20 protein-coding genes and 1 pseudogene are annotated in these 24,357 nt (G+C 67.7%); 14 read left to right on the top strand and 7 right to left on the bottom strand.

Translation table 11 applies throughout. From position 1 onward, the window contains the following. Nucleotides 1-23: 23 nt before the first annotated feature. The 3 genes from DMC64_RS24645 to DMC64_RS24635 are packed head-to-tail and all read left to right on the top strand — an operon-like array spanning nt 24 to nt 2,197. The gene (locus DMC64_RS24645; protein ID WP_125735458.1) at nt 24-683 is read left to right on the top strand and encodes a GntR family transcriptional regulator; all 660 of its coding nucleotides are present in this window, start codon (nt 24-26) and stop codon (nt 681-683) included. After that, the gene (locus tag DMC64_RS24640) at nt 683-1,186 is read left to right on the top strand and encodes a metallophosphoesterase (RefSeq protein ID WP_125735457.1); all 504 of its coding nucleotides are present in this window, start codon (nt 683-685) and stop codon (nt 1,184-1,186) included. Before DMC64_RS24645 ends, DMC64_RS24640 begins: the two co-directional genes overlap by 1 nt. 18 nt (nt 1,187-1,204) lie before the next feature. Next, entirely contained in the window at nt 1,205-2,197 is a 993-nt protein-coding gene (locus tag DMC64_RS24635) for a PHP domain-containing protein (RefSeq protein ID WP_037346756.1), read from the top strand. Between the two features lie 85 nt (nt 2,198-2,282). On the opposite strand, the gene DMC64_RS24630 is transcribed toward DMC64_RS24635, so the two are convergent. Both DMC64_RS24630 and DMC64_RS24625 read right to left on the bottom strand, forming a co-directional pair. Further along, nucleotides 2,283-3,134 carry a chitosanase gene (locus DMC64_RS24630; protein ID WP_125735456.1) on the bottom strand — a complete coding sequence of 284 codons (852 nt, stop codon included), beginning with the start codon at nt 3,132-3,134 and terminating at the stop codon, nt 2,283-2,285. Between the two features lie 120 nt (nt 3,135-3,254). Continuing rightward, nucleotides 3,255-3,896 carry a GPP34 family phosphoprotein gene (locus tag DMC64_RS24625; protein WP_125735455.1) on the bottom strand — a complete coding sequence of 214 codons (642 nt, stop codon included), beginning with the start codon at nt 3,894-3,896 and terminating at the stop codon, nt 3,255-3,257. Between the two features lie 190 nt (nt 3,897-4,086). Here DMC64_RS24625 and DMC64_RS24620 point away from each other — a divergent pair, with 190 nt between their 5' ends. The 5 genes from DMC64_RS24620 (at nt 4,087) to hrpA (ending at nt 12,367) form a co-directional block, all read left to right on the top strand. Beyond that, on the top strand, nt 4,087-5,553 hold the full coding sequence (locus tag DMC64_RS24620) for an APC family permease (protein ID WP_037346764.1): 1,467 nt from the start codon (nt 4,087-4,089) through the stop codon (nt 5,551-5,553). A 63-nt stretch (nt 5,554-5,616) separates the two neighbouring features. Beyond that, nucleotides 5,617-5,928 carry a hypothetical protein gene (locus tag DMC64_RS24615; protein WP_037346766.1) on the top strand — a complete coding sequence of 104 codons (312 nt, stop codon included), beginning with the start codon at nt 5,617-5,619 and terminating at the stop codon, nt 5,926-5,928. Nucleotides 5,929-5,970: 42 nt separating this feature from the next. Further along, nucleotides 5,971-7,179: a cation:proton antiporter gene (locus DMC64_RS24610; protein ID WP_038517693.1), complete on the top strand. Its 1,209-nt coding sequence runs from the start codon at nt 5,971-5,973 to the stop codon at nt 7,177-7,179. A gap of 13 nt (nt 7,180-7,192) precedes the next feature. Further along, nucleotides 7,193-8,356: a lactate 2-monooxygenase gene (locus DMC64_RS24605; protein WP_125735454.1), complete on the top strand. Its 1,164-nt coding sequence runs from the start codon at nt 7,193-7,195 to the stop codon at nt 8,354-8,356. A 126-nt stretch (nt 8,357-8,482) separates the two neighbouring features. Beyond that, on the top strand, nt 8,483-12,367 hold the full coding sequence (gene hrpA / locus DMC64_RS24600; protein WP_125735453.1) for an ATP-dependent RNA helicase HrpA: 3,885 nt from the start codon (nt 8,483-8,485) through the stop codon (nt 12,365-12,367). A 70-nt stretch (nt 12,368-12,437) separates the two neighbouring features. On the opposite strand, the gene DMC64_RS24595 is transcribed toward hrpA, so the two are convergent. Next, entirely contained in the window at nt 12,438-14,144 is a 1,707-nt protein-coding gene (locus tag DMC64_RS24595; RefSeq protein ID WP_199755082.1) for a bifunctional 3'-5' exonuclease/DNA polymerase, read from the bottom strand. A gap of 150 nt (nt 14,145-14,294) precedes the next feature. Here DMC64_RS24595 and DMC64_RS24590 point away from each other — a divergent pair, with 150 nt between their 5' ends. Beyond that, nucleotides 14,295-15,929 carry an acyl-CoA synthetase gene (locus DMC64_RS24590; RefSeq protein ID WP_125735451.1) on the top strand — a complete coding sequence of 545 codons (1,635 nt, stop codon included), beginning with the start codon at nt 14,295-14,297 and terminating at the stop codon, nt 15,927-15,929. Here DMC64_RS24590 and DMC64_RS24585 read toward each other — a convergent pair. After that, nucleotides 15,926-16,876 carry a hypothetical protein gene (locus DMC64_RS24585; RefSeq protein ID WP_125735450.1) on the bottom strand — a complete coding sequence of 317 codons (951 nt, stop codon included), beginning with the start codon at nt 16,874-16,876 and terminating at the stop codon, nt 15,926-15,928. The two genes, DMC64_RS24590 and DMC64_RS24585, sit on opposite strands and share 4 nt — an antisense overlap. 261 nt (nt 16,877-17,137) lie before the next feature. Between DMC64_RS24585 and DMC64_RS24580 the strand changes: the two genes are divergently transcribed. The 5 genes from DMC64_RS24580 to DMC64_RS24560 all read left to right on the top strand — a co-directional run bounded on the left by DMC64_RS24580 (nt 17,138) and on the right by DMC64_RS24560 (nt 21,896). Continuing rightward, nucleotides 17,138-18,388 (top strand): S8 family peptidase, encoded by a 1,251-nt coding sequence (locus tag DMC64_RS24580; RefSeq protein ID WP_125735449.1) that lies wholly within the window; start codon nt 17,138-17,140, stop codon nt 18,386-18,388. 101 nt (nt 18,389-18,489) lie between these two features. Continuing rightward, nucleotides 18,490-19,242: an SDR family oxidoreductase gene (locus DMC64_RS24575; RefSeq protein WP_037346776.1), complete on the top strand. Its 753-nt coding sequence runs from the start codon at nt 18,490-18,492 to the stop codon at nt 19,240-19,242. Between the two features lie 7 nt (nt 19,243-19,249). Further along, nucleotides 19,250-20,311, top strand: coding sequence for a phosphotransferase family protein (locus DMC64_RS24570; RefSeq protein ID WP_125735448.1), 1,062 nt, complete (start codon nt 19,250-19,252; stop codon nt 20,309-20,311). Beyond that, the gene (locus DMC64_RS24565; protein ID WP_125735447.1) at nt 20,312-20,968 is read left to right on the top strand and encodes a histidine phosphatase family protein; all 657 of its coding nucleotides are present in this window, start codon (nt 20,312-20,314) and stop codon (nt 20,966-20,968) included. Between the two features lie 10 nt (nt 20,969-20,978). Then, on the top strand, nt 20,979-21,896 hold the full coding sequence (locus DMC64_RS24560) for an SMP-30/gluconolactonase/LRE family protein (RefSeq protein WP_038517668.1): 918 nt from the start codon (nt 20,979-20,981) through the stop codon (nt 21,894-21,896). Here the strand turns inward: DMC64_RS24560 and DMC64_RS24555 are convergent. From DMC64_RS24555 to DMC64_RS24545, 3 genes and pseudogenes are all read right to left on the bottom strand, one after another. After that, nucleotides 21,888-22,109, bottom strand: a pseudogene (locus DMC64_RS24555) (VOC family protein); the annotation flags it as partial. The gene DMC64_RS24560 and the pseudogene DMC64_RS24555 overlap by 9 nt on opposite strands. Nucleotides 22,110-22,139: 30 nt before the next feature. Beyond that, entirely contained in the window at nt 22,140-23,171 is a 1,032-nt protein-coding gene (locus DMC64_RS24550; protein ID WP_125735446.1) for a transcriptional regulator, read from the bottom strand. 796 nt (nt 23,172-23,967) lie between these two features. Next, nucleotides 23,968-24,336, bottom strand: a complete 369-nt coding sequence (locus DMC64_RS24545) for a recombinase family protein (protein WP_199755081.1) — start codon at nt 24,334-24,336, stop codon at nt 23,968-23,970. Between the last annotated feature and the right edge of the window lie 21 nt (nt 24,337-24,357).

Below are 24,357 nucleotides of genomic sequence, written 5' to 3'. Positions count from 1 at the left end.
GGCATCTCATATATGATCGGCCCATGTCTTCGACCTTCAGCCTGCCCGCCTCACGGACCGAAGTGGTGCTCGACGAGATCCGCCGCGGCATCCTCACCCGGGAGTTGAAGCCCGGCCAGCCGCTGGTCGAAGCCGAACTCGCGGCCCGGCTCGGCGTCTCGAAGACGCCCGTCCGCGAGGCGCTCAAGGTGCTGTCGAACACGGGACTCGTGACGTTCAGCCCGTACAAGGGCGCTTCGGTATGCGTAGTGGACGCGGAGCTGGCGAAATCCGTGTACGACGTCCGCATGGTGCTGGAGCCCGAGGCCGTGCGCCGGTCGGTCGAACGTCGTTCGCCGGACCTGCTCGAAGACGCCGCGGAAGCGTTGAAAGAGGCGTCGGCGGCGCTCTCGGACAAGGACCACGCCGCGCTCAGCCTGCTCAACCGCCGGTTCCACCGCGCGCTGTACAGCGGCTGCGGCAACCCGCTGATGGTGTCGATACTGGACGACCTCAGGGACCGCGCCGCGTTGATCAGCGTGGTCGGCTGGGAGGCGAATCCCAGCTGGCGCAAGGAATGGAACGAACACAAGGCGGTGCTGGCGGCGGCGAAGAAGGGCGACGCCGAGGGCGCGGCCGGGTTGCTGCGTGCCCACATCGGCGATTTCCTGGAGCGGACCCTCGAAACCATCGGAGACGCTTGATGCGGCTGCTGCTCATCGCCGACACCCATCTGCCGCTGCGCGCGAAGGCGCTGCCGGATCAGGTCTGGCGCGAGGTCGACGCGGCGGACGTCGTCGTCCACGCCGGCGATTGGGTCGAGGTCGCCCTGCTGGACGAACTCGAGGCCCGGAGCGAGCGGCTCATCGGCGTCTACGGCAACAACGACGGCGCGGACCTGCGGGCGCGGCTCCCCGAGATCGCGCGGGCGGACCTCGGCGGCGTCCGGCTGGCGGTCGTCCACGAAACCGGCGCCAAACAGGGCCGTGAACGGCGCTGCGACGAACTCTTCCCGGACACCGACGTCCTCGTGTTCGGGCACAGCCACATTCCTTGGGACACCGTCACCCCGAACGGGATGCGGCTGCTGAACCCCGGCTCGCCGACCGACCGGCGGCGGCAGCCGTTCTGCACCTATCAGACCGCCGAGGTCCTCGACGGCGAATTGCGCGATGTCACGCTGCATGAGCTGCCTCTTCGCCGCTGACGGGGTAGACAGGTAGGCATGGAACCGGCGCAGGCGTTGAGGGAGATCGCGTTCCGGCTGGAACGCGCGGGCGAGCCGACCTACCGGGTGCGGGCGTTCCGGCAGGCGGCCTCGGTGATCGCCAAGGTCGAGCCGGACGACCTGCGCAAACGCGCCGCGGCGGGCACGTTGACCGCGTTGCCGAATATCGGCAAGGCGACCGCGGCCGTCGTCGAGGACGTCCTCGCCGGGCGCCGTCCCGCGTACTTCGAGAAGATCGGCGAGCCGAAGCTGCCCGACGGTGGTGCGATGCGGGCGGCGCTGCGCGGCGACTGCCACACCCATTCGGACTGGTCCGACGGCGGGAGCCCGATCGAGGAGATGGCCGAGGCCGCCCGCGCGCTCGGCCACGAATGGATGGTGCTGACCGACCATTCGCCTCGGCTGACCGTCGCGAACGGGCTCTCGCCCGAGCGGCTGCGCCGCCAGATGGACGTCGTCGCGGAACTGAACGAGACGATGGCGCCGTTCCGGATCCTGCACGGCATCGAGGTCGACATCCACCTGGACGGCACGCTCGACCAGGAGGAAGAACTGCTGGAGCGGCTGGACTTCGTCGTCGCGAGTGTCCACTCGAAACTGCGGATGCCCGCGAAGGAGATGACGCCGCGGATGATCGCCGCGGTACAGCATCCGCGGGTCCGGGTGCTGGGGCACTGCACCGGACGGCTGGTGATGGGTGGCCGCGGGAAGCGCCCCGAGTCGGAGTTCGACGCGGAAGCGGTGTTCACCGCGTGCCGGGACAACGGAGTCGCCGTCGAGATCAACTCGCGCCCCGAGCGCCGGGATCCGCCGACGCGGCTGCTGAACCTGGCCGTCGACCTGGGCTGCGACTTCGCGATCGACAGCGACGCGCACGCCCCCGGCCAGCTGGACTGGCTGGTCTTCGGCTGCGAACGGGCCAACGAACTGGGGATCGAGCCGGACCGGGTGATCAACACGCGGACCGCCGAGGACCTGCTGGCGGGCTAGCTCACCCCCTCGCGTGTGTCATGAAAGGGCCGTTCAGGACGAAAGATGTCCTGAACGGCCCTTTCATGACATGCGTCGCGGCGCGCTAGCCGATCTCGTACGGATCCCCGTAGACCGCCCACTTCAGCGGGGTGTGCAGATCGAGGTTGCCGTCGTTGAGCCACACCAGCTGGGCGGTGTCGATCCGCGAGGTGTCCGCGTGCGCCTCTTCCTGCTTCATGACCACGCGCCGCGCGTCGAGGAACGCCTTGAGGTACGCCGTCTCGTCACCACCCTGCGCGGGCGGCTTGGCCTGCTGGAGCGCGGCCGAGCGGATACCGCCGAAGCTGTCCTGGCTGGTGCCCGGGCCGTGCATAACGATGGCGTCGTAGTAGATGAATTGTCCCAGTGCGCCCAGACCGTCCGATTTCGCCTGATTCACCGCCGGGTCGAAATAGACGCGGTCCCGTTCGCTGTTCTGCGCCGCCTTGAAGTCCTCGCGACCGGCGGCCTCCCGCCACGCGTTTTCGAAACCGCTGCCGAGCCCTTCATGCGAATCGGTGCCGTCGACCTCGCGCAGCGCCGGGAGGTATTCCGCGAGCGGGTTGTCCGGCACCGAGTTCGTGTAGCGCTCGACGAGTTCCAGCATGTCCCCGGTGCCGGAGCAGAACCCGATGATGCCAGCGGTGTACCCGCGCCCGTCGTTGATGTCCTCGATGTAGGAGTACTGCGCTTTCCAGTCCAGGGAGGAGTTTTCCGCGCTGGAGACGATCTGCATCGCGATCTCCTTCTTCTCCGGCGAGGCGAGGTCGCCACCGGAGGCGAAGATCGACGCCGACGCCGGGACGGGCGCGGCGGACGCGAGCGAGGAGATCGCGACGGGGCCGGAAACGGCGAGGGCGAGAACGGAGACCGCGCCGAGAGCACGACGCATCGCGGGCCGCAGGGTGTCACTCATGAAAGGTGTCCCTTTCCACAGAGAATTGTCATTTCTGTCAGGGTGTTGCTGCGGCGTGGGCACACGATAACCACGGGTGACAGTTTCCGGCAAGGGGGAGAGCCGGTCGAAGATTTTCGGTTACCGGCGGTCGCCGGTGTAGACGACGGCGGCGCATACCGCGTCGACCCCCGAGATCAGTTCGGCGAGCGCCTTCGGAAGTTCCCGATGAGTGGACTCTGCCCAGGCGCGCAGGCCCGCGCGGTCGAGTTCCGGTTCGCAGAAGTCGTCGAGCCCGATGGTCCAGGCCAGCAGGGCCAGGCAGACCGAATGCGGATCCGGCTGTTCGGTGCCGAGGACGGCCGCCCGCACCTTGCTGCGCGCCGCCGTCGACATCAGCAGATCCCGTGGCGGGTACCGGTGATTCTTCCGGATGAGCATCCGGTCGGTCTCGCGGTCGATCACCCCGGCGGCGAGCAGATTGTCCGCGACCGTTTCCCCGAGGTCGTGCCGGAGATGGGTGACCCATTCCCGGACGGTGTGCCGTTCGCGCTCGCGGAGGATTTCCGAGAACACCCCGTCGAGCGGGGGATGGGCGAGGCCGCGTCGTGACAGCGGGCGGATTCGCTTGCGTTCCACGGTGATCCGCTCGGCGAGGAGGAGATCGCAGAGCGCGGAACCGGCCATTCCGATGCCGAGTCCCGTGCGGCGCAGCGCGGGTTTTCCGGTGAACTCGTCGTGGGCGAGAAAGAACAGGGAATCGACCAAGGTCAGCCGACGCATGAATGGCACGCCCTCCGGCGTTGTGGTGCGGGACGGCCAAAGTAGCGGTAGTGCGGGTACCACTGCGACCCGAGGTCCGTTTTTAGCCTGAACGGACGTACCTCGCCGTGGTGCCCGGCCCTAGGGTGGGATGGCTTCGCAAGATCAAGAACCTCCACACCGCCAAACCGACGTCCGGGGGGACGGGTCCATGGGTACGCAAAGACCGCGGCGCGGTCTCGGTCATCGGCGGCTCGGAGCCGCCCAGATCGTGTTCTTCGTGGTGGCCGCGGCGGGTCCGCTCTTCGCCATCGCGGGCGGGGTCCCGACGAACTACGCGGTCACCGGCAGTGTCGGGGTGCCGTTGTCGTTCCTTCTGCTCGCCCCGATCCTGGGCCTGTTCGCGGTCGGGTACGCGGCGATGAGCCGCTACATCACCAACGCGGGCGCCTTCTACCCGTACGTCGCCAACGGGGTCGGCAAATCCACCGGCGCCGGGATCGCGTTCGTCACGCTGATCTCCTACAACGCCATCCAGATCAGCATCTACGGCCTGTTCGGCTGGTCGGTGTCGACCTGGCTGGGCACGCTCACCGGATCCCCGCCGCCGTGGTGGTTGTGCGCGCTGGTGATGGTGCTCCTCGTCGGCGCGCTCGGCGTCCTGCGGGTCGATCTCAACGCCAAGGTGCTCGGGGTGGCGCTGTGCCTCGAGGTGGCCGTCGTCGCGATCGTCGACATCGCGTTGTTCGCGAATCCGGCCGGTGGCAGCGTTTCCCTGGTTCCGCTGGAACCGTCGAGCCTGTTCACCACCGGGGTGGGCGCGGTGTTCGCGTTCTCCGCGGCCGCGTTCATCGGCTTCGAGGGCGCGGCGACCTACGGCGAGGAGACCCGGGAACCCAGCCGCACGGTCGGCCGGGCGACGTTCGCCGCGATCGCGCTCACCGCGGTGCTCTACGTCGTCTCGTCGCTCGCGCTGGCCGTGGGCGCCGGGCCGGACGTCATCGTGACGACCGCGGCCGCCCAGGGCCCGGATCTGCTGTTCAACCTGGCGGGCGAACATCTCGGCGGCACGTTCTCCGACGTCGCGTACACGCTGTTCGTCACCGGCCAGTGCGCGGCGCTGCTGAGCTTCCACAACGCCGTCGCGCGGTACTTCTTCGCGCTGGGCAGGGAAGGGCTGTTGCCGCGATCGCTGGCCAAGACCAGCAAACGCACCGGCGCGCCGGTGGCCGGTTCGCTCACGCAGACCGCGCTCGCGCTGGTGGTCGTGTCGCTCTTCGCGATCGCGGGCCGCGACCCGGTGACCGAACTGTTCACCTGGCTCGGTACGACGGCGTCGACCGGGGTCGTGGTGATCATGATCGCCGTCTCGCTTTCGGTGATCGGCTTTTTCAAACGGCGCCGTCACGCCGAAAACGCCTGGCGCCGCTGGATCGCGCCGTCGCTGGCGATCCTCGCGCTGTCGGCCGTCCTGGCGCTGATCCTGCTCAACTTCGATCTGCTGCTCGGCCCGGCCGGGACGTTCGTGTTGCGCTGGGGGCTGCCCGGTCTCGTGCTCGTCGCCGCGCTGGCGGGCTTCCTGCGCGCGGAAGTGTTGCGGACGAGGGATCCCGAGACCTACGCCGCCATCGGCGGTCCGCTCGAAGACGAGGAGCTCGCCGCCGTCAAACTATCCTAAATGGACACATGTGACGGACCCCCCGTCGATATGTCTATAAAGGAATGGTAAAGTGGTGGGCAGATGACGACGACCCGTGCCCCCGCCGCACGGCACCGTTCCGTCTTCTTCCTGCTGATCTTGCTCGTCTTCGCCTTCGTCACGCCGACCGTTCCCCATGGGCACGGCCGGGCCGCGAAGGAAGATCCCGTCGCCGTTTTCGCGACCCATCCGCTGCCCGCGTTCCACGGCGGGCAGGCCGTTCCCCTCGCCGACGCTCCCGCCGAAGCGGAGACCGTCGACCTCCCCGACGCCGGCCACGTCCCTGAGCAGGACGAACCCGTCGTCATCACCCGTGCGGTGCCCCAGGCGCCCGCACGGGCACCTCCGCGCTGACCGGCGTCTTCTGCCCGTATCAGCCATCCATCGGAGGTCTCCATGAGTTCCGGTCATGCCCTGCTGGCCGTCGGCGGGGCGTTCCTCGCCGCCGGCGTCATCGCCAGAGCCGGCGCCCGTATCGGGCTGCCCACGATCCCCCTGTTCATGCTGGCCGGTTTCGTCTTCGGCCCCAACACCCCCGGTCTGTCCCTTGTGGACGATCCGAAAGAGCTCGGTGTGCTCGCCGGGCTCGGCCTCGTCTTCCTCCTGTTCTACCTCGGCCTCGAGTTCTCCCTCGACGATCTGGCCAAGGGCGGGCGCAAACTCGTCTGGTCCGGGCTGATCTACCTGATCCTGAACATCGGCGGCGGGCTCGCCTTCGGCTTCCTGCTCGGCTGGGGGACCAGGGAGGCGCTGGTCATCGCCGGTGCCATCGGGATCTCGTCGTCGGCGATCGTCACCAAACTCCTGCTCGAATCCCGCCGGATGGACAACCCCGAATCCCGGCTGATCATGGGCATCATCGTGATCGAGGACATCTTCCTCGCCCTCTACCTGGCCTTGCTGCAGCCGGTGCTGTCCGGCGCCGGGAGCTTCGGTTCGGCGCTCGCCGATTTCGGCAAGGCCTTCGCGTTCCTGATCGTCATGGCCGCGCTCGCCCGCTGGGGTGGCCGGGTGGTGTCGAAGCTGTTCGGCTCGGCCGACGACGAACTGCTGACCGTCTGCTTCGTCGGGGTCGCGGTCATGGGCGCCGCCGTCGCCGAGGAGGTCGGGGTGTCCGACGCCATCGGCGCGTTCATGGTCGGCATGATGCTCGGCGGCTCGAAGGTCGCGCCGCGTATCCACAAGCTGGTGCTCCCGCTGCGGGACGCGTTCGGCGCGCTGTTCTTCTTCATCTTCGGGCTCAGCATCGATCCGAACGCGGTCGGCTCGGTGGTCGTGCCGGTGCTGATCGCGGTGGCGCTGACGATCGTGCTGAACCTGGGCGCGGGCGCGCTGGCCGCGCGGGTCAACGGGTTCGATCGCCAGGCCGGGGTGAACATCGGGCTGACCGTGCTCACCAGGGGCGAGTTCTCACTCGTGCTCGCGGCGATGGCGACCGCGGCCGGGCTCGACTCGCGGGTCGCCCCGTTCGTCGCGGGCTACGTCCTCCTGCTGGCCGTGATCGGTCCAGTCGCGGTCATCCGCTCCGAGAAGCTCACCTGGTTGCTACCGGCGAGTATTGTCCGAGGCTCGACCCGCCGCGACGAGCCGGCCAGGGCGACGTGACGAGGAGGCCTGGGTGACGGAGCGGTTCGGCGGCTACCAGAACGAGATCTACCTGCAGGGGCTCGGCGGGACCTTCCCGCCGTGCTCCACCGACGCCACGAAACTGGAGGAGTCGGCGCGGGAGATCCTGGAGCCCGGACCGTTCTGGTATGTCGCCGGTTCGGCCGGTTCCGGCGCCACCGCCCGGGCCAACCGCGATGCCTTCGACCGCTGGCGCCTGGTGCCGCGGATGCTCACCGGCGCCACCGAACGCGATCTGTCCACGACCGTGCTGGGCACGCCCGTTCCGGCGCCGGTGCTGCTGGCGCCGGTCGGTGTCCAGTCGATCGTCCACGAGGGCGCCGAACCGGCGGCCGCGCGAGCCGCGGCGTCGGTCGGCCTGCCCTACGTGATGTCGACGGCGTCGTCCACGAGCATCGAGGACGTCGCCGAGGCCAGTGGTGAGGGGCCGCGTTGGTTCCAGCTGTACTGGCCGACCGACAACGACGTCTGCGCGAGCATCCTGGCGCGGGCGAAGGCCGCCGGGTTCACCACGCTCGTCGTCACCCTCGACACCTGGACCCTCGCCTGGCGCCCGAACGACCTCGACCACGCGTACCTGCCGTTCATCAAGGGCGAGGGGCTCGGCGTCCCGCTGAGCGACCCGGTGTTCCGCGGCCTGCTGGAGAAGACGCCGGAGGAGGACGCGCCGACCGCGATCCTGCGGTGGATCTCGATGATCACCGGCACCGACAGCACCTGGGACCGGCTGCCGTTCCTGCGCGAGCACTGGGACGGGCCGATCGTGCTCAAGGGCATCCAGCATCCCGACGACGCGCGCCGCGCCGTGGACGCCGGGATGGACGGGATCGTCGTGTCCAACCACGGCGGCCGCCAGGTCGACGGGGCGATCGCGTCGCTCGACGCGCTCCCGGAGATCGTGGCCGCGGTCGGCGACCGGCTGGAGATCCTGTTCGACTCCGGGATCCGCACCGGTGCCGACATCGCCAAGGCGCTCGCGCTCGGGGCCAAGGCCGTGCTGGTCGGGCGGCCGTGGGTGTACGGCCTGGCGCACGCGGGGGAGGACGGCGTCCGGCACGTGCTGCGGAGCCTGCTCGCCGACCTCGACCTGACCATGGGCCTGTCCGGGCACCGGCGGCTCGCCGACCTCACGCCGGCCTCGCTCACCCGCGTTTAGTCCTCTGGATGCGGTAGTTCGCGCTGCCAACTACCGCATTCAGAGGACGAAACGCGCGGGGTGGGTGGTGACGTGCAGGATATTCGGAGGCCCGGATCGTCACGCACGGCTATCCTGGTGCCGGTCATGGCTGCTCAACCTTCCCCGCTCGGCGCCCTGCGCGCTCGCCTGCCCGAATTGATGTCGCGCGACGAGCACCGCCTCCGGCGCCGGCTCGACGGTGCCCGCAAAGCGCGCAACGCGGAGTCGATCGCCGCCCAGATCGAGGCCGACATCGAGGCCGCCGAACTCCGCATCACGCGCAGGCGCGACAGCGTCCCGAAGATCTCCTTCCCCGAAGAGCTGCCCGTCAGCCAGCGGAAGGACGAGATCGCCGAGGCCATCCGCGACCACCAGGTGGTGATCGTCGCGGGGGAGACCGGGTCGGGCAAGACGACCCAGCTGCCCAAGATCTGCCTCGAACTCGGCCGCGGCATCCGCGGCCAGATCGGGCACACGCAGCCGCGGCGGCTGGCCGCGCGCACGGTCGCCGATCGCATCGCCTCCGAGCTGAACACCGAACTCGGCGAGACCGTCGGCTACAAGGTCCGGTTCACCGACCAGTCCGGCCAGGACACGCTGGTCAAGCTGATGACCGACGGCATCCTGCTCGCCGAGATCCAGACCGACCGGATGCTGCGGCAGTACGACACGCTGATCATCGACGAGGCGCACGAGCGCAGCCTCAACATCGACTTCATCCTCGGCTACGTCAAGCAGCTCCTGCCCCGGCGCCCCGACCTCAAGGTGATCATCACCTCGGCGACGATCGATCCGGAGCGGTTCTCCAAGCACTTCGACGACGCGCCGATCGTGGAGGTCTCCGGCCGGACGTATCCGGTCGAGGTCCGTTACCGGCCGATCATCGACCCGGACGATCCGGACGCCGATCAGGACCGCGACCAGACACAGGCCATCTGCGACGCCGTCGACGAACTCCAGCACGAGGGACCAGGGGACATCCTGGTGTTCCTCTCCGGGGAGCGGGAGATCCGCGACGCGGCGGACGCGCTGTCCAAACAGGACCTGAGGAACACCGAGATCCTGCCGCTGTACGCGCGGCTTTCGTCGTCGGACCAGCATCGGGTGTTCCAGCGCCACACCGGGCGCCGTGTCGTACTCGCGACGAACGTCGCCGAGACGTCGCTGACCGTGCCCGGCATCAAGTACGTCATCGACCCCGGTACCGCGCGGATCTCGCGCTACAGCCATCGCACCAAGGTGCAGCGGCTGCCGATCGAGCCGGTCTCGCAGGCGTCGGCGAACCAGCGCAAGGGACGCTGCGGCCGGACGTCCGACGGTATCTGCATCCGGCTGTACTCCGAGGACGACTTCGACGCGCGGCCCGAGTTCACCGATCCGGAGATCCTGCGGACCAACCTCGCGTCGGTCATCCTGCAGATGACCTCGCTCGGGCTCGGCGACATCGCGGCGTTCCCGTTCGTGGAGCCGCCGGATCGCCGTCAGGTGACCGACGGCGTCCAGCTGCTGCAGGAACTCGGCGCGTTCGAGATGTCGGACGGCAAGAAGCTCACCGAGACCGGCCGCAAGCTCGCGCAGCTCCCGGTCGACCCGCGGATGGCGCGGATGGTGCTGGAGGCCTCGCGCAACGGCTGCGTCCGCGAAGTGATGATCATCGCCTCCGCACTGTCCATTCAGGACCCACGGGAGCGACCGGCGGAGAAGCAGCAGGCGGCGGACGAGCAGCACGCGCGGTTCGCGGACAAGACGTCGGACTTCCTGGCGTACCTCAACCTGTGGGAGTACGTCAGCGAGCAGCAGAAGGCGTTGTCCACCAACCAGTTCCGCCGGATGTGCCGCAACGAGTACCTGAACTACCTGCGCATCCGCGAATGGCAGGACATCTTCAGCCAGCTGCGTCAGCTGGCCAAACCGCTCGGCATCACGCTCAACACCTCCGGCCCGGCCGATCCGCAACGTGTGCACACGTCGCTGATCGCCGGGCTGCTGTCGCACGTCGGCCTCAAGGATCCGGCCAAGGGCGACTACCTCGGCGCACGCGGGGCACGATTCTCGGTGTTCCCGGGGTCGGCGTTGTTCAAGAAGCAGCCGCGGTTCGTCATGTCGGCCGAACTCGTCGAGACCTCGCGCCTGTGGGGCCGGGTCAACGCGCGGATCGAGCCCGAATGGGTCGAGCCGCTCGCCGGGCACGTCGTGAAGCGGAACTACTCCGAGCCGCACTGGGAACGCAAGCAGGGCGCGGTGATGGCGACGGAGAAGGTGACGCTGTACGGCGTCCCGCTCGTCGCCGACCGCCGGGTGAACTACGGGCGCATCGATCCCGAGGTGAGCCGCGAGCTGTTCATCCGGCACGCGCTGGTCGAGGGTGACTGGGAGACCCGACACCACTTCTTCCGCGAGAACCGCGCGCTGCTCGACGAGGTCGAGGACCTGGAGAACCGGGCCCGCCGTCGCGACATCCTGGTCGACGACGAGACGCTGTTCGAGTTCTACGACCAGCGCGTCCCGGCCGACGTCGTCTCCGCGCGGCATTTCGACAGCTGGTGGAAGAAGGCGCGGCACACCGAGCCCGACCTGTTGAGCTTCGAGAAGACGATGCTCATCAACGAGACCGCGGGCGGCGTGCGCGAGGCCGACTACCCCGACTTCTGGACGCAGGGCACGCAGACGTTCAAGCTCACGTACCAGTTCGAGCCGGGTGCCGACGCGGACGGCGTCACCGTGCACATCCCGCTGCCGGTGCTGAACCAGGTGACCCCGGACGGTTTCGACTGGCAGGTGCCCGGCCTGCGCGAAGAACTGGTGACGCAGCTGATCAAGTCACTGCCCAAGGCGATCCGGCGCAACTTCGTGCCGGCCCCCGACCACGCGAAACTGGTGTTGTCGCGGGTCGGCCCGGCCGACGGGCCGCTGTTGCACGTCGTCGCCGACGAGCTGGAAGCGTTGCGCGGGGTGGTGATCCCGGATGACGCCTGGCAGCTGTCGACGGTTCCCGAGCATCTGAAGATGACGTTCCGCGTCGTCGACGTGCGTGGCAAGAAGGTGTCCGAAGGCAAGGACATCGAGGCGCTCAAACGAGACCTGAGCGGCCAGGTGCGCGCGACGATCTCCAAGGCCGCCGACAGCATCGAGCGCGAGGGGCTGACGACGCCCGCGTTCGGCGAACTGCCGAAGGTGTTCGCGAGCAAGCAGCGCGGGCACGACGTCAAGGCGTATCCGGCGCTGGTCGACGAAGGCGGTTCCGTGGCGGTGCGGCTGCTGGACACGCCTGGCCAGCAGGAACAGTCGATGTGGGCGGGCACGCGGCGGATGCTGCGGCTGAACATCCCGTCGCCGATGAAGTTCATCACCCGCAGCCTCGGCAACTCGTCGAAACTCGTGCTGAACCGGAATCCGCACGGCTCGGTGGCGGCGTTGCTCGAAGACTGTGTGGATTGCGCGGTCGACAAGCTCGTGGCCGACAACGGCGGACCGCGCTGGGACGAGGCCGGATTCGCCGTCCTGCTGGAAAAGGTGCGCGCGGGTTTGAACGCGGGGGTGCTCGACGTGCTGACCAACGTCGAGAAGATCCTGCGCGCGGCCAACGACGTCGAAACCCGGCTGGCCGACACACGCGGCCCGAAGGACTCGCTCGCCGACATCCGCGCACAGCTGGACGGTTTGGTGCACAAGGGTTTCGTCACCGAAACGGGGCAGGACAGGCTCAAGCACGTCGTCCGGTACCTGCGGGGGATCGAACGGCGGCTGGAGAAGCTTCCGACCGAGCCGACCCGGGACATCCAGCGCACCGGCGACATCGCCTGGCTGCGCAACGAGTACCAGGCCGCCCTCGACGCGCTCCCGCCGGGCACCTCGTCGCCCGCACTGCGGGAGATCCGGTGGATGATCGAGGAACTGCGGGTGAGCTTCTTCGCCCAGACCCTGGGTACCGCCCACCCCGTCTCGCTGAAGCGCGTCATCAAGGCCCTGGACGACGCCGCCCGCATTTAGTCCTCTGAATGCGAGGGCACCCAGCCGAGCGCGTGACGGACGTCGCCCGCATTTAGAGGACTAAATGCGGTCACTTGGCGTCGGCGTAGGTGTCCACGGCGGCGATGTGCAGCGGGAACCGGACCGGGCAGGCGGCACCGAAGAGCAGCCGCGCCGCCTCGGCCATGCTGTCCACAATGGACTGCGAGACCTCGTCGGCGAACTCGGCCGGGGTGTGTACCAAGACCTCGTCGTGCTGGAAGAACACCAGGTGCGCGGGGGCGGGCAGCCTGCCGCGCAGGGTCGCCAGCAGGACCGCGGTCATGTCCGCCGCACTCGCCTGCACGACGAAGTTGCGGGTGAACCGGCCCCAGTTGCGCGCCGCCTGACGCGCCTTCAGCTCGCCGGCCTCGTCCGCCGCGACCCCGCCGGTCAGCGCGCGCCACGCCTCCGACGGCGCGGGCGACGTCCGGCCCAGCCGCGAGCGGACGCGCTCCCCGCGTTCCCCGGCCTGCGCGGCACGCTCCACATAGGACACCGCGTCCGGGAATCTGGTGCGCAGCAACGCCAGCAGCGGCCCGGCCTCACCGGACGTGCCGCCGTACATCGCCGACAGCATCGCGATCTTCGCGCGGTCCCTGTCGTCCCTGTCGTCCCACGCGGGCACGGGCACCCGGCGCACGCCGGAGAACATCGCCTCGGCGAGGCTCGCGTACAGATCCGTGGCCGCGGCGACGTCGGCGAGCTTGCGGTCCCCGGACAACGCCGTCAGCACCCGCGGCTCCAGCTGCGCGGCGTCGGCGACCACCAGCTTCCAGCCCGGATCGGCCCGGACACAGGTCCGCAGGACCTTCGGGATCTGCAGCGCGCCCCCGCCCCGGCTCGCCCAGCGGCCGGAAACGACCCCGCCGACGACGTAATGCGGGCGGAACCGTCCGTCGCGCACCCACTCGTCGAGCCAGGTCCAGCCGTTGGCCGAATGCAGCCGCGCGAGCTCCTTGTACTCCAGCAGCGGCGGGACGGCGGGATGGTCGATGTCGCGAAGCAGATACTTCCTCGCCGACGAGACCTCGATGCCCTCCCGCCCGAGCGCGCGGACGACGCTGGCCGGGGCGTCCGGGTTGACCGGGCGCCCGCCGAACGCGTCGCTGATCTTCGCCGCCAGCTCGACCAGCCGTTTCGGCCGCTGCCCGGCCGGGACGCGGGGCCCGAGCTGGTCGGCCAGCAACGCCAAATGCAGGTCCGCCCGCCAGGGCAAGCCGTCGGCCGACATCTCCGCGGCCGCCAGCGCGCTCGCCGACTCCGCCGCGAAGAGCAGCCGGAGCCGCTCCGGATGGTCGGTCAACGCGACCCGTTTCTCCTGCTCGGCCAGCACCCGGCGCGCCGCGTCGATCACCGTGACCCCGGCGGGCAGCCGAGGGCCGCGTGTCTCGAACAGCGTCGGCTGGTCGTCCTCGGCCCAGAGCGGCGGCTCGTCGGCGGGCGCCTCCTGTCCGTTCGCCCTGGCCAGCGCCGCGCGCAGGCTTCGTGACTCCTGCGGCCGCCCCTCGTGGGCCAGGAGCAATCCCTCGATCAGCGTCAGGTCGTGGCAGCGCCGCACCCGGACGCCCGCCTTGATCAACGCGGGATACGTCCCTTCGACCGACGGGAACACCCAACGGGGTGAGTGCTCCGCCTCCAGCTCGCGTACTTCGGCGACGAACTCCGCGAGCTTCAGTCCGCGCCGCGGCGACTGCCCGGAAAGTGCGATCGCGAAGTCGCCATCCTCCTCTTGACCTGCGATCGCCTGCACACTCACATTGTGGTGGTTCCCTCCGACATTTCTGTCACCAGACGGCTAGTGCGCCTGCGCTATCGGTCGGCTACTGTCGAGTAGCAACCCCATACCGCCGGTACGCGAACCATCGGTGGCATGGTGTCTCGCCGCAGCAGCAACGGAGGTGCCCGGATGAGAAACCCCACCGGCCTCGCCACCCTGGTGGCGGGCAAGGTGACCGAGACCGTGCGCAGCATCGACGTGATGCGGCAAGCGGGCCTGCTCCCGATCCCGCGGGTGGACGAGGGCCTGCGTTCGCTGGTCATGGTGCGGAAGTGGGGCCCGTTCGCCGGGGCGAACATGATCGCCGCCCGCCGCGACGCGACCGCGACCGGCATCATCGACGAGCTGGGGCCGCTGACCTTCAAACAACTCGACACCCAGTCGAACGCGCTGGCCAGGGCGTGGTCCGAACGCGGCCTCGGCCCGGCTTCGGTGATCGCCGCGCTGTGCCGCGACCACCGCGGTCTCGTGCTGACGATGCTCGCCTCGGGCAAACTCGGCGCCAAGCTGCTGCTGATGAACACCGGGTTCGCCAAACCCCAGCTCGCGGACGTCGCGAAACGTGAAGGCGTCACGGCGCTCGTGTACGACCAGGAGTTCACCGAGCTGCTGGACGCCGTCGAGGGCGACGTCGAGCACTACCTCGCCTGGGTCGATTCGGACACCGCGCGCCCGGCCGGCATCCCGGTCGTCGCCGAACTGGTCGCCAGCACCGACGACCGTCCGTGGCCCGCGCCGGCCAAACCCGGCGGATTCATCCTGCTGACCAGTGGCACCACGGGAACGCCGAAGGGCGCGCCGCGGCCGCACACCTCCGCGCTCGCCTCCGCGCAGTTCCTCGACCGCATCCCGCTGCGCACCGGCGAGGCGACCTACATGGGCGCGCCGCTGTTCCACGGCACCGGGTTGTCGCAGTTCATCCTGTCGTTCGCGCTGGGTTCGAAGGTCGTCATGCGGCGCAAGTTCGTGCCGGAGGAGACGTTGCGCGGCGTCGCGGAGAACCGCTGCACCACGCTGGTCCTCGTGCCGACGATGCTGCAGCGCATCGTCGACCTGCCCGAGGAGATCCGCGCCAAGTACGACACGTCGAGCCTGCGGATCATCTTCGTCGCCGGCTCCGCGTTGTCCCCGGATCTCGGGAACCGCGCGACCGCCGCGTTCGGCGACGTCGTGCACAACCTCTACGGCTCCACCGAGGTCGCGGTCGCGACGGTCGCGACGCCCGAGGACTGGCGCAAGGCGCCGGGCACCGTCGGCCGCGCGCCGGTGGGCTGCAAAGTGGCGCTGTACGACGAAAAGGGCGGCAAGATCACCGAGCCGCATGTCACCGGCCGGGTGTTCGTCGGCAGCGGGCTGAGCTTCCAGGGCTACACCGACGGGCGCAACAAGGAGATCATCGACGGGCTGCTGTCCAGCGGCGACGTCGGCCACTTCGACGAGGACGGCCTGCTGTTCATCGACGGCCGCGACGACGAGATGATCGTCTCCGGCGGCGAGAACGTCTTCCCGATCGAGGTGGAGAACCTCCTGGTCGAACGCGAAGACGTGATCGAAGCCGCGGTCGTCGGGGTCGAGGATCCCGAGTTCGGGCAGCGGCTGAAGGCGTTCGTGGTGCGGGCCGAGAAGTCGGAGCTGGACGTCGACGGCGTGCGCGAGTACGTCAAGGCGAACCTCGCCCGGTACAAGGTGCCGCGTGACGTGGAGTTCCTCGACGAGTTACCGCGCAACGCGACCGGGAAGGTGCTGCGCAACAAGCTCCACTAGTACTCCCAGTCGATGCCGAAGACGCCGGGGCCGAAGTCGAGCGCGACGGCGTGGACACCGTTGCCCTGGTCCGGTTTGAGTTCCTTCCGGTCCATCGGCGAGGTGCCTTGGCGCGAATACTGCCAGCACTTCGCCGGGCTGGACTCCGGATCGAACCGCACCTCCAGCAGGTACTCGCGTACGGGACGCCGGAACTCGCGGTAATGCGTGTTCCGGCATTCCGGGTACGGCGGCCCGGGGTTGGTCAGCGAGTACTCGATCAGGTGAGTCTCGCCGCGATCGATGGGCCGGTCGAAGAGCAGTTCGGCCACGGTGAGCCCGTGCTCGTCGTCGACCTCGGCGCGCCCGACGTGGCAGTTGCGCAGCGTGTTCAGCACCGGCGGCCCCGCTTCCGGGTCGCCCTGGGCGTACACCAGCAGCCAGCGGTCCTGCCCGTCCGCGCCCGCCTGGAACACCGCCCGCGCGGTCACCGCGCGTTGCCCGCCGTCCTCGGCGATCTCGCACAGGTCGTGCAGGCCGACGAGTTTCAGCTGATGATGTTGTTCGAGCGCGTTGGGCGCGCCGACCTTCTCCAGCAACGCCTGGAGCGCTTCGAGCGGGAAGGTCAGCGGCTGCTCGGTGGTGGCCCGGCTGCGGCGTGACGACGCCCCGCGCGGCCGCGGCGGCGGGAGCAGACTGAGCAGCGATCCGGCGGGGATCGCCAGTACCTCTTCGAGCACCCGGACGGCGGACAGCGAACTCTGCCGTTCCGGCTGACGTTTGCCCGATTGCCAGTAACTCAGCGCGGTCACGCTCACCGACGCGCCGCGCGCGAGCAGCCGGGCTTGGATACGGTCGAGACTCAGGCCGCTCGTGGCGATGGCCGATCGCAACGCGGTGGCGAACGCGGTACGCGGTTGATCATCATCGTCCGTGGTCACTCGGTCCGCCGCGCTCCCCGCCACCATATGCTGCCCGACCGCCCCCGTCTGCCGTTCCCTGACACCGCCCGGTTGATAACAACACGAATAACTTTAACAGTCTGAGGTAACGCTTCAGGGGCGCCTTCTGCCAGGCGAAAACGACTTTCCGGACGAGCGCCGTTACTCCGGATGGCCTAGTACTGGTAACTGTGAATCATTGCCCGGCCACCTGCGCACCGGCTTGCATGGCTTTCAACAACGATCATCCTCCCGGGTGATCCGCACGGCGCGGCAGGAAGGGAACCAGTGAGCAAGTCCCGGAAGAACCTGAAGTCCCGAAAGACCCGTAGCGGCCTCGTGGCGGGAGTCGCCCTCGCCGGTGTGACCGCGGCGGTCGCCACGTTCGGCGCGGGTGCGGCCAACGCCGACCAGCAGGGCGAGATCCGCGGCGCGGGTGCGGCCAACGCGGTCGGCGGCAGCTACATCGTCGTCCTCAAGCCCACCGCGGTCGGCCAGGGCGTCGCCGCGGCGAGCGAGATCACCGCGAACGTGGCCGCCAAGGCGCAGGGCCTCACCGGTCAGTACGGCACCACGCTGTCCCGCACCTTCGGCTCGGCGCTGAACGGCTTCTCGATCAAGGCCGACGAGGCCGCCGCGAAGCGTCTCGCCGCCGACCCGCAGGTCGCGTACGTCGTCCAGAACAAGACGTTCAAGATCAGCGAGACCCAGGACAACCCGCCGTCGTGGGGCCTCGACCGGGTCGACCAGGCGGACCTTCCGCTCGACAACAAGTACACCTACCCGGTGAAGGCCGACAACGTCACCGCCTACGTCATCGACACCGGTGTCCGCGGCTCGCACAAGGACTTCGGTGACCGCGCCACCGGCGGCAAGGACTTCGTCGACAACGACGACACCCCCAACGACGAGCACGGCCACGGCACGCACGTCGCCGGCACCATCGGCGGCACGGACCACGGCTTGGCCAAGGGCGTGAAGATCGTCGGCGTCCGCGTGCTGGACGCCAACGGCAGCGGCACCACCGAGGGTGTCGTCGCCGGTGTCGACTGGGTCGCGGCGAACGCCAAGGGCCCGTCGGTCGCCAACATGAGCCTGGGCGGCGGCGCGGACGACGCCCTGGACGCGGCGGTCAAGGGTGCCATCGACAAGGGCGTGACCTTCGCGCTCGCGGCTGGCAACGAGTCCTCCGACGCCGGCACCACCTCCCCGGCCCGGGTGAAGGAGGCCATCACCGTGGCCGCCAGCGACAAGACTGACAAGCAGGCCAGCTTCTCGAACTACGGTTCGGTCGTCGACCTGTACGCGCCGGGTGTCGACATCACCTCGACGTGGGGCACTGGTGACGACGCCACCAACACCATCAGCGGTACCTCGATGGCCGCGCCGCACGTCGCCGGTGCCGCCGCGCTGTACCTCTCGACGCACCCCGACGCCACCCCGGCCCAGGTCGCCGAAGGTCTCGTCGCCGCCGCCGCGGACGGCAAGATCAGCAACCCGACCGGTGGAACGGCGAACAAGCTGCTCCAGGTCAAGTAAGACCCTTGCGGACAGGCTGCCCCCGGCGAACTCCAGGCGCCGGGGGCAGCCCCCTGTCCAAGGGGCTCCCAGACTTGTTACCAACGGGTAAGCTCCTGCCCATGGTCCTGCGGAAGAACATCCTGATCACCGGGGCGAGCTCCGGACTCGGCGAAGGAATGGCCAGGCAGTACGCCGCGAGAGGTCGTAACCTGGCGCTGGCCGCCCGCCGTGTCGACCGGCTCGAAACCCTCGCCGCGGAGCTCAAGAAGGCGTACCCCGGCATCACCGTGGTCACCCGGAAGCTCGACGTGAACGACCACGACCAGGTCTTCGCCGTCTTCGAGGAGTTCCGCGAGGAGCTCGGCTCGCTCGATCGCGTGATCGTGAACGCGGGGCTCGGCAAGGGACAGCGGATCGGCACCGGCCGCTTCGACGCGAACCGCGAGACCCTTCAGACGAACTTCCTCGCCGCGGCCGCCCAGATCGAAGCCGCCGTCGGCATTTTCCGCAAGCAGAAGGAAGGCCACCTCGTGGTCGTCTCCTCCTTCCTCGCGCTTCGCGGTGTGCCGGGCAACGCCACCGCGTACGCCGCCTCGAAGGCGGGTATCTCGGCGTTCGCCGAGGGAACCCGGATCGAGCTGCTGAAGACTCCGATCAAGGTCACCACGCTGCACCCCGGGTTCATCGAATCGGAGATGAACGAAGACATCTCGAAGCTTCCGGGCGCCGTCAGGGCGGAGCCGGGCGCGCAGGCGCTCGTGAAGGCGATCGAATCCGAGACGGCGAAGGCGTTCGTGCCGACGTGGCCGTGGAGCGTGCTCTCGAAGCTCTTCCCGTTCGTCCCGGCTCCCTTGTTGAAGAAGTTCGGATGACCGTCCGATGAACGCTGTGGACAAGACCGTCGAGGTACGCGGAGAGGACTCGTTCGACCCGGCCGCCGTGCACGCCTGGCTGGCCGCACGGGTTCCCGGGCTTGGCGACGCGCCGCCCGGGGTCCGCCAGTTCCCAGGCGGCGCCTCGAACCTCACATATCTGCTGACCTATCCGGATCGCGAGCTGATCCTGCGGCGTCCGCCGCTGGGGCACAAGGCCGCGTCCGCGCACGACATGCGCCGCGAGTTCCGGGTCCAGCAGGCGTTGCGCCCGGTCTTCCCTTACGTGCCCGAGGTTCTCGCCTTCTGCGACGACGAAAGCGTGCTCGGCGGCGACTTCTACGTGATGGAGCGGCTCGAAGGCCTGATCCTGCGCGGAGATCTGCCCGCCGGTTTCGACCTGCCGCCCGGCAGTGCGCGCGAACTGTGCGGCAAGGTCGTCGATCGACTGGTCGAGTTGCACGCCGTCGACGTCGAGGCCGCCGGGCTGGCCGACCTCGGCAAGGGCGCCGGCTACGTCGAGCGCCAGGTACGCGGCTGGTCGGAGCGGTTCCTCAAGGCCCGCACGGAGAACGTCCCGGACTGCGCCGAGGTGATGGCGTGGCTGAAGGAGAACCAGCCGTCCGAGGTCAAGATCTGCCTGATCCACAACGACTACCGGCTCGACAACCTGGTGCTCGACGACGATCTCGGCATCGTCGGCGTGCTCGACTGGGAGATGGCCACCCTCGGCGATCCGCTGATGGAACTGGGCAGCACCCTGGCGTACTGGGTGCAGGACGACGATGACGACGTCATGAAGCTCAGCCGTCGTCAGCCGACGCACCTGCCGGGGATGTACACGCGCGACGAATTCGTGCGACGGTACGCGGAACGGTCCGGTCTCGACATCGGCGACTGGACGTTTTACGAGGTGTACGGCCTGTTCCGGCTCGCGGTGGTGATCCAGCAGATCTACTACCGCTACCACGCGGGACAGACGACCAATCCGGCGTTGAAGGACCTCTGGCAGTTCGTCGGCTACCTCGACGGGCGCTGCCGCCGGATCATCGGAGGAGGAACCGCGTAGATGGGCGCGATCTATCTGGTCCGGCACGGGCAGGCGTCGTTCGGCGCGGAGAACTACGACCAGCTCTCGCCGCGCGGTTTCGAACAGTCCACTGTGGTCGGTGAGGAACTGCTCCGTCGAGGTGTCGAGTTCACCCAGGCGCGGGCGGGTTCCCTTGCCCGCCAACGGGACACGGCCGCGACGGCGTTGAAGGTGCTCGGCTCCGGCATCGCCGTCGTCGAGGACGAGCGCTGGAACGAGTACGACCACGTCGACATCGCGAAGTATCACGCCGCCGGTGTCCAGCAGACCGACTCGCGGGCGTATCAGGCCGCTTTGGACGGTGCCCTGAACGCGTGGGTGTCGGCAGGGGATTCGAGTCCGTGCGCCGAGACCTGGCCCCGGTTCCTGGAGCGGGTCAAGGGCGCGCTGTCCGATGTCGTGGCGTCGCTGGGCAAGGGCGAGCACGCCGTCGTCTTCAGCTCCGGTGGCGTGATCGCGACGGTCTGCGGCGCGCTCATGGGCACGCCGGAGGCGGGGCTGCTGAAACTGAACCGGGTCACCGTGAACGCGGGCATCACCAAACTGGTGTCCGGCCGCGGCGGGGTGACCCTGTTGTCGTTCAACGAACATCCGCATTTCGAGGCGGAAGCCGCACAACTGCTCACTTATCGCTAGGAGACACGCGATGGCGTTCGGCGAGGTCACGGTCATCCCGGTCAACGGGCACGGTCCCGAGGACGTCGTGGTCGACGACCAGGGACGGATCTACACCGGCGTCGACGACGGGCGGATCCTGCGCGTCACGCCGGACGGCAAGCGGATCGACGTCCTCGGCGACACCGGAGGCCGTCCGCTGGGCCTGGAGTTCTACGGCGAAGACCTCCTGATCTGCGACGCCAAGGCCGGTCTGCTCACCATGCCGCTCGCGGGCGGCCCGGTCACCACGCTGGCGACTTCGGCGGTGGGGCTCGACTTCGTGTTCTGCAACAACGCCGCCGTCGCCTCCGACGGCACGGTGTACTTCACCGACTCGTCGCGCCGCTTCGGCATCGAGAAATGGCGCGACGACCTGATCGAGCAGACCGGCGGCGGACGGCTCCTGCGGCGCACGCCGGACGGGAAGATCGAGCAGCTCGCGGACGGTTTCCAGTTCGCCAACGGCGTCGCGCTGCCGCCCGACGAGTCCTATGTGGCCGTCGCCGAGACCGGCGCCTACCGGGTCGCGCGCGTATGGCTGACAGGCGACAAGGCGGGCACACGGGACTACCTCGTCGACGATCTGTGGGGTTATCCCGACAACATCTCGACCGGCAGCGACGGGCTGATCTGGATCACCGTGGCGAGCCCGAAGGTGCCCGCGCTTTCCTTGGTGCAGAAGCTCCCCGCGCCGCTGCGGGCCGGTGTCCGGGCGCTGCCGACGGCCCTGCAGCCCGCACCCGCGCGGGAATGCGGGGTGCGGGGCGTGACCCCGGACGGGAAGCTCGTCCACGAACTGCGCGGGGAGATCGACGGGTTCCACGTGCTCGTCGGCGTCCGCGAGCGGGCCGGGACCCTCTACTTCGGATCCCTGGAGGACAACGCGATCGCGGTGACGTCAGTCTAGGCAGAACTCGTTGCCCTCGGGGTCGTTCATCACGATGAAGCCGAGGCTCAACGGCTGCTCGGGCTCGAAACGCTTCACTCGCGTCGCGCCCAGGGCGACGAGACGGTCGCATTCGGCTTCGAGCGCCGCCATGCGCTCGTCACCCTGCAAGCCGGGAGCGGCGCGGATGTCGAGGTGGACGCGGTTCTTCGCGATCTTGTCCTCCGGCAGTTGTAATAGAGACGTAACCGGGCTGCAAGTGCCCTACCAGGCGGAACCCGGCCGTCCGACCCCACGGAGTACGACGCCCTCGGCTAGCAGCACGCGGCGGGTCCGGCTGTAGGTCATGTCGTGCTTTATGGCTAGCTGCCGAATCGACCAGCCGTGGTTATAGGCGTTTACCATGCCTGGTGGCGTTGGCGGTAGTTGTATCTTCGGGGGTCGCATGGTCACCCCTGCTTCCAGTAGTAGGGTGCGAACTGCTCGGTAGCTGCGGGAATACTCTTCGGCCAATCCTTCGAGGGTTTGTCCGTCGTTGTATTTGCGCACCATTTCGGCAGTTGTACTATCTGGGTCGACTTGGCTGTCGGCGTTAATGGGCTTCGCGGCGATAGGCGGTGTTCGTGCTGCCTCACCCTTGGCTGGATTGCTTTTCGGGCGCAGTTTCACTCCAGCCGCTATAAGCATGCGCCGGGCGGCGTCATAGCTAACGCTGTGCTCTTTTGCTACATCGTGAATGCTCGAACCGTTTGAGTAACTATTGACCATTTCTGGAGATGCTGGGGGCGGCGTTGGTCCATTGCGTCGCAGTAATACGCCCTCGGCTAGGAGAGTTTCCCGCGCAGAGTAAAAAGTCAGGCCGTAAGAGTCGGCGAGTTCCCTTATTGTTGCCCCTGCCCTGTAATCTTGCGCTAATTTCTTCCCGGTATTGCCCGCGGAGCGGTCATTCTGCTGAAAGGATTGGAGGCATTCTTCGGCTACTGCGAATAGGCGACGTGATGCATCGATGTGGCTGGACAGCTTCTCTTTGCCTAGTTCCGTGAGTCGCCAGTACGAGTGTTGGCCTGCTCGCTTTGTCTCGGCATAGCGACGACCGTTCAGCTTTTGTAGGTGGCCGGATAGGTCGCTCGATGTCATGCGCGTGGCTTCGGCAATAAGAGCGTACTCATGCCACTGTAGATCTACTAGCATCGTTGCGATGATTAGCCGCACTGGGAGCATGAACGTCCTATCTAGGCCAATGGCGTATTTGGAAGGCTTCAATAGGCGCGACGCTTCAAGTGTATTCGGTTTCATGATTCCTAGAGGGGTTGTGGCCGGGGATTGCCCGGCTCAAGTGAAATCGGCTTATTTAAGGAGGAGCCGTCCGCATTCTCGCTGCTAAGACGCGGACGGCTCAACTCCGGGTGTCCCTCTGGCCGCAGGTGGATCACTGCGGGGAGTAAGGAGTTAAGACCCGCTCACCACCTTGGATTCCGCATTATCCCGGGGAGGTGACGCCGGGGCGGTGACTTTAACGGCACGTTGGGAAGGTTTAACGGGAACGGTTAAAATGTTCTCTTTGATCTCCTCGGGTACATGTGGGCGCGTAGTGTCGTGGCCGTTTTGAGGGCGGACGGTCCGGCCCTGGCGCTCCACATCGAATCTTGGGTATCACTTGAGTGTCGTCGTTAGCCAATTCGAGCTCGACGCGTTTACGTATGCCTGACACTGAACGGTGCTCGTATTTCAGAAGGAACTTTCGTTGCCTGCGGTTGCTTGCGTACTCGTTAAGTGCCCACACAAGTGCGGCGATCATGGGAACCGCGACGACTGCGATCGAGAATAGTCCCCATCCGACCATTAGTCTGATCCTTCCCCTTTGAGTGAGGCGTACTCGTGGATCAGTTCGGATAGCTCCTTTAGCATGTCGGCGTACTTTCGCAGCCTTTCGGGTGGCATCTTTCCTAGCGTTAAAGCTTCGGCAATTGGTCCTGCATATTCGGATACTGCTCGAAGAGATTCAATGAGTGCCTCAGTGTTTTCGTTCATTGCAGAGTTACTATTGCCCTTCGTAGGCTCTCGGTCGGTTCCCATGGTCCGTCAAAACTCCCTATTCGATTGCCGTCCTAAGTCGCATCGCCAGAACTTTGGCGCGAGCTTTGAAGCTCAAGTGCTCTAACATTTGGTCTTGCAGCAGTCCATTTTGAGCAAGATGGCGAAGGCTTGGCACCACTACGTGATGCGCGTCGGCGCGAACCAATTCGGCGACCAATTCGTCGAAAGCCTCGCGTGATCCACAATGGAACTCGAAAAAGAAGCAGACGAATCGGAGTCCGTTGTTTTCGGCGAATGCGACTACTTGGTTTTCGAGCTCCCGAACCTTTTCGTCAGAAACATCGCAAGGAACTCGCATGTAGCCGTAAGCGGGCGGTGTCGTCGCAGGGCGATCGAGAACCGCCGTTGACCTCGTTTCGCTCATGATCATTCCACTCGGCTTGTC

Origin of the sequence: Amycolatopsis sp. WAC 04197, assembly GCF_003947475.1 — a bacterium.
GTDB classification, from domain to species: Bacteria; Actinomycetota; Actinomycetes; order Mycobacteriales; family Pseudonocardiaceae; genus Amycolatopsis; species Amycolatopsis japonica.
This window is presented reverse-complemented; position numbering and strand designations above follow the sequence as displayed.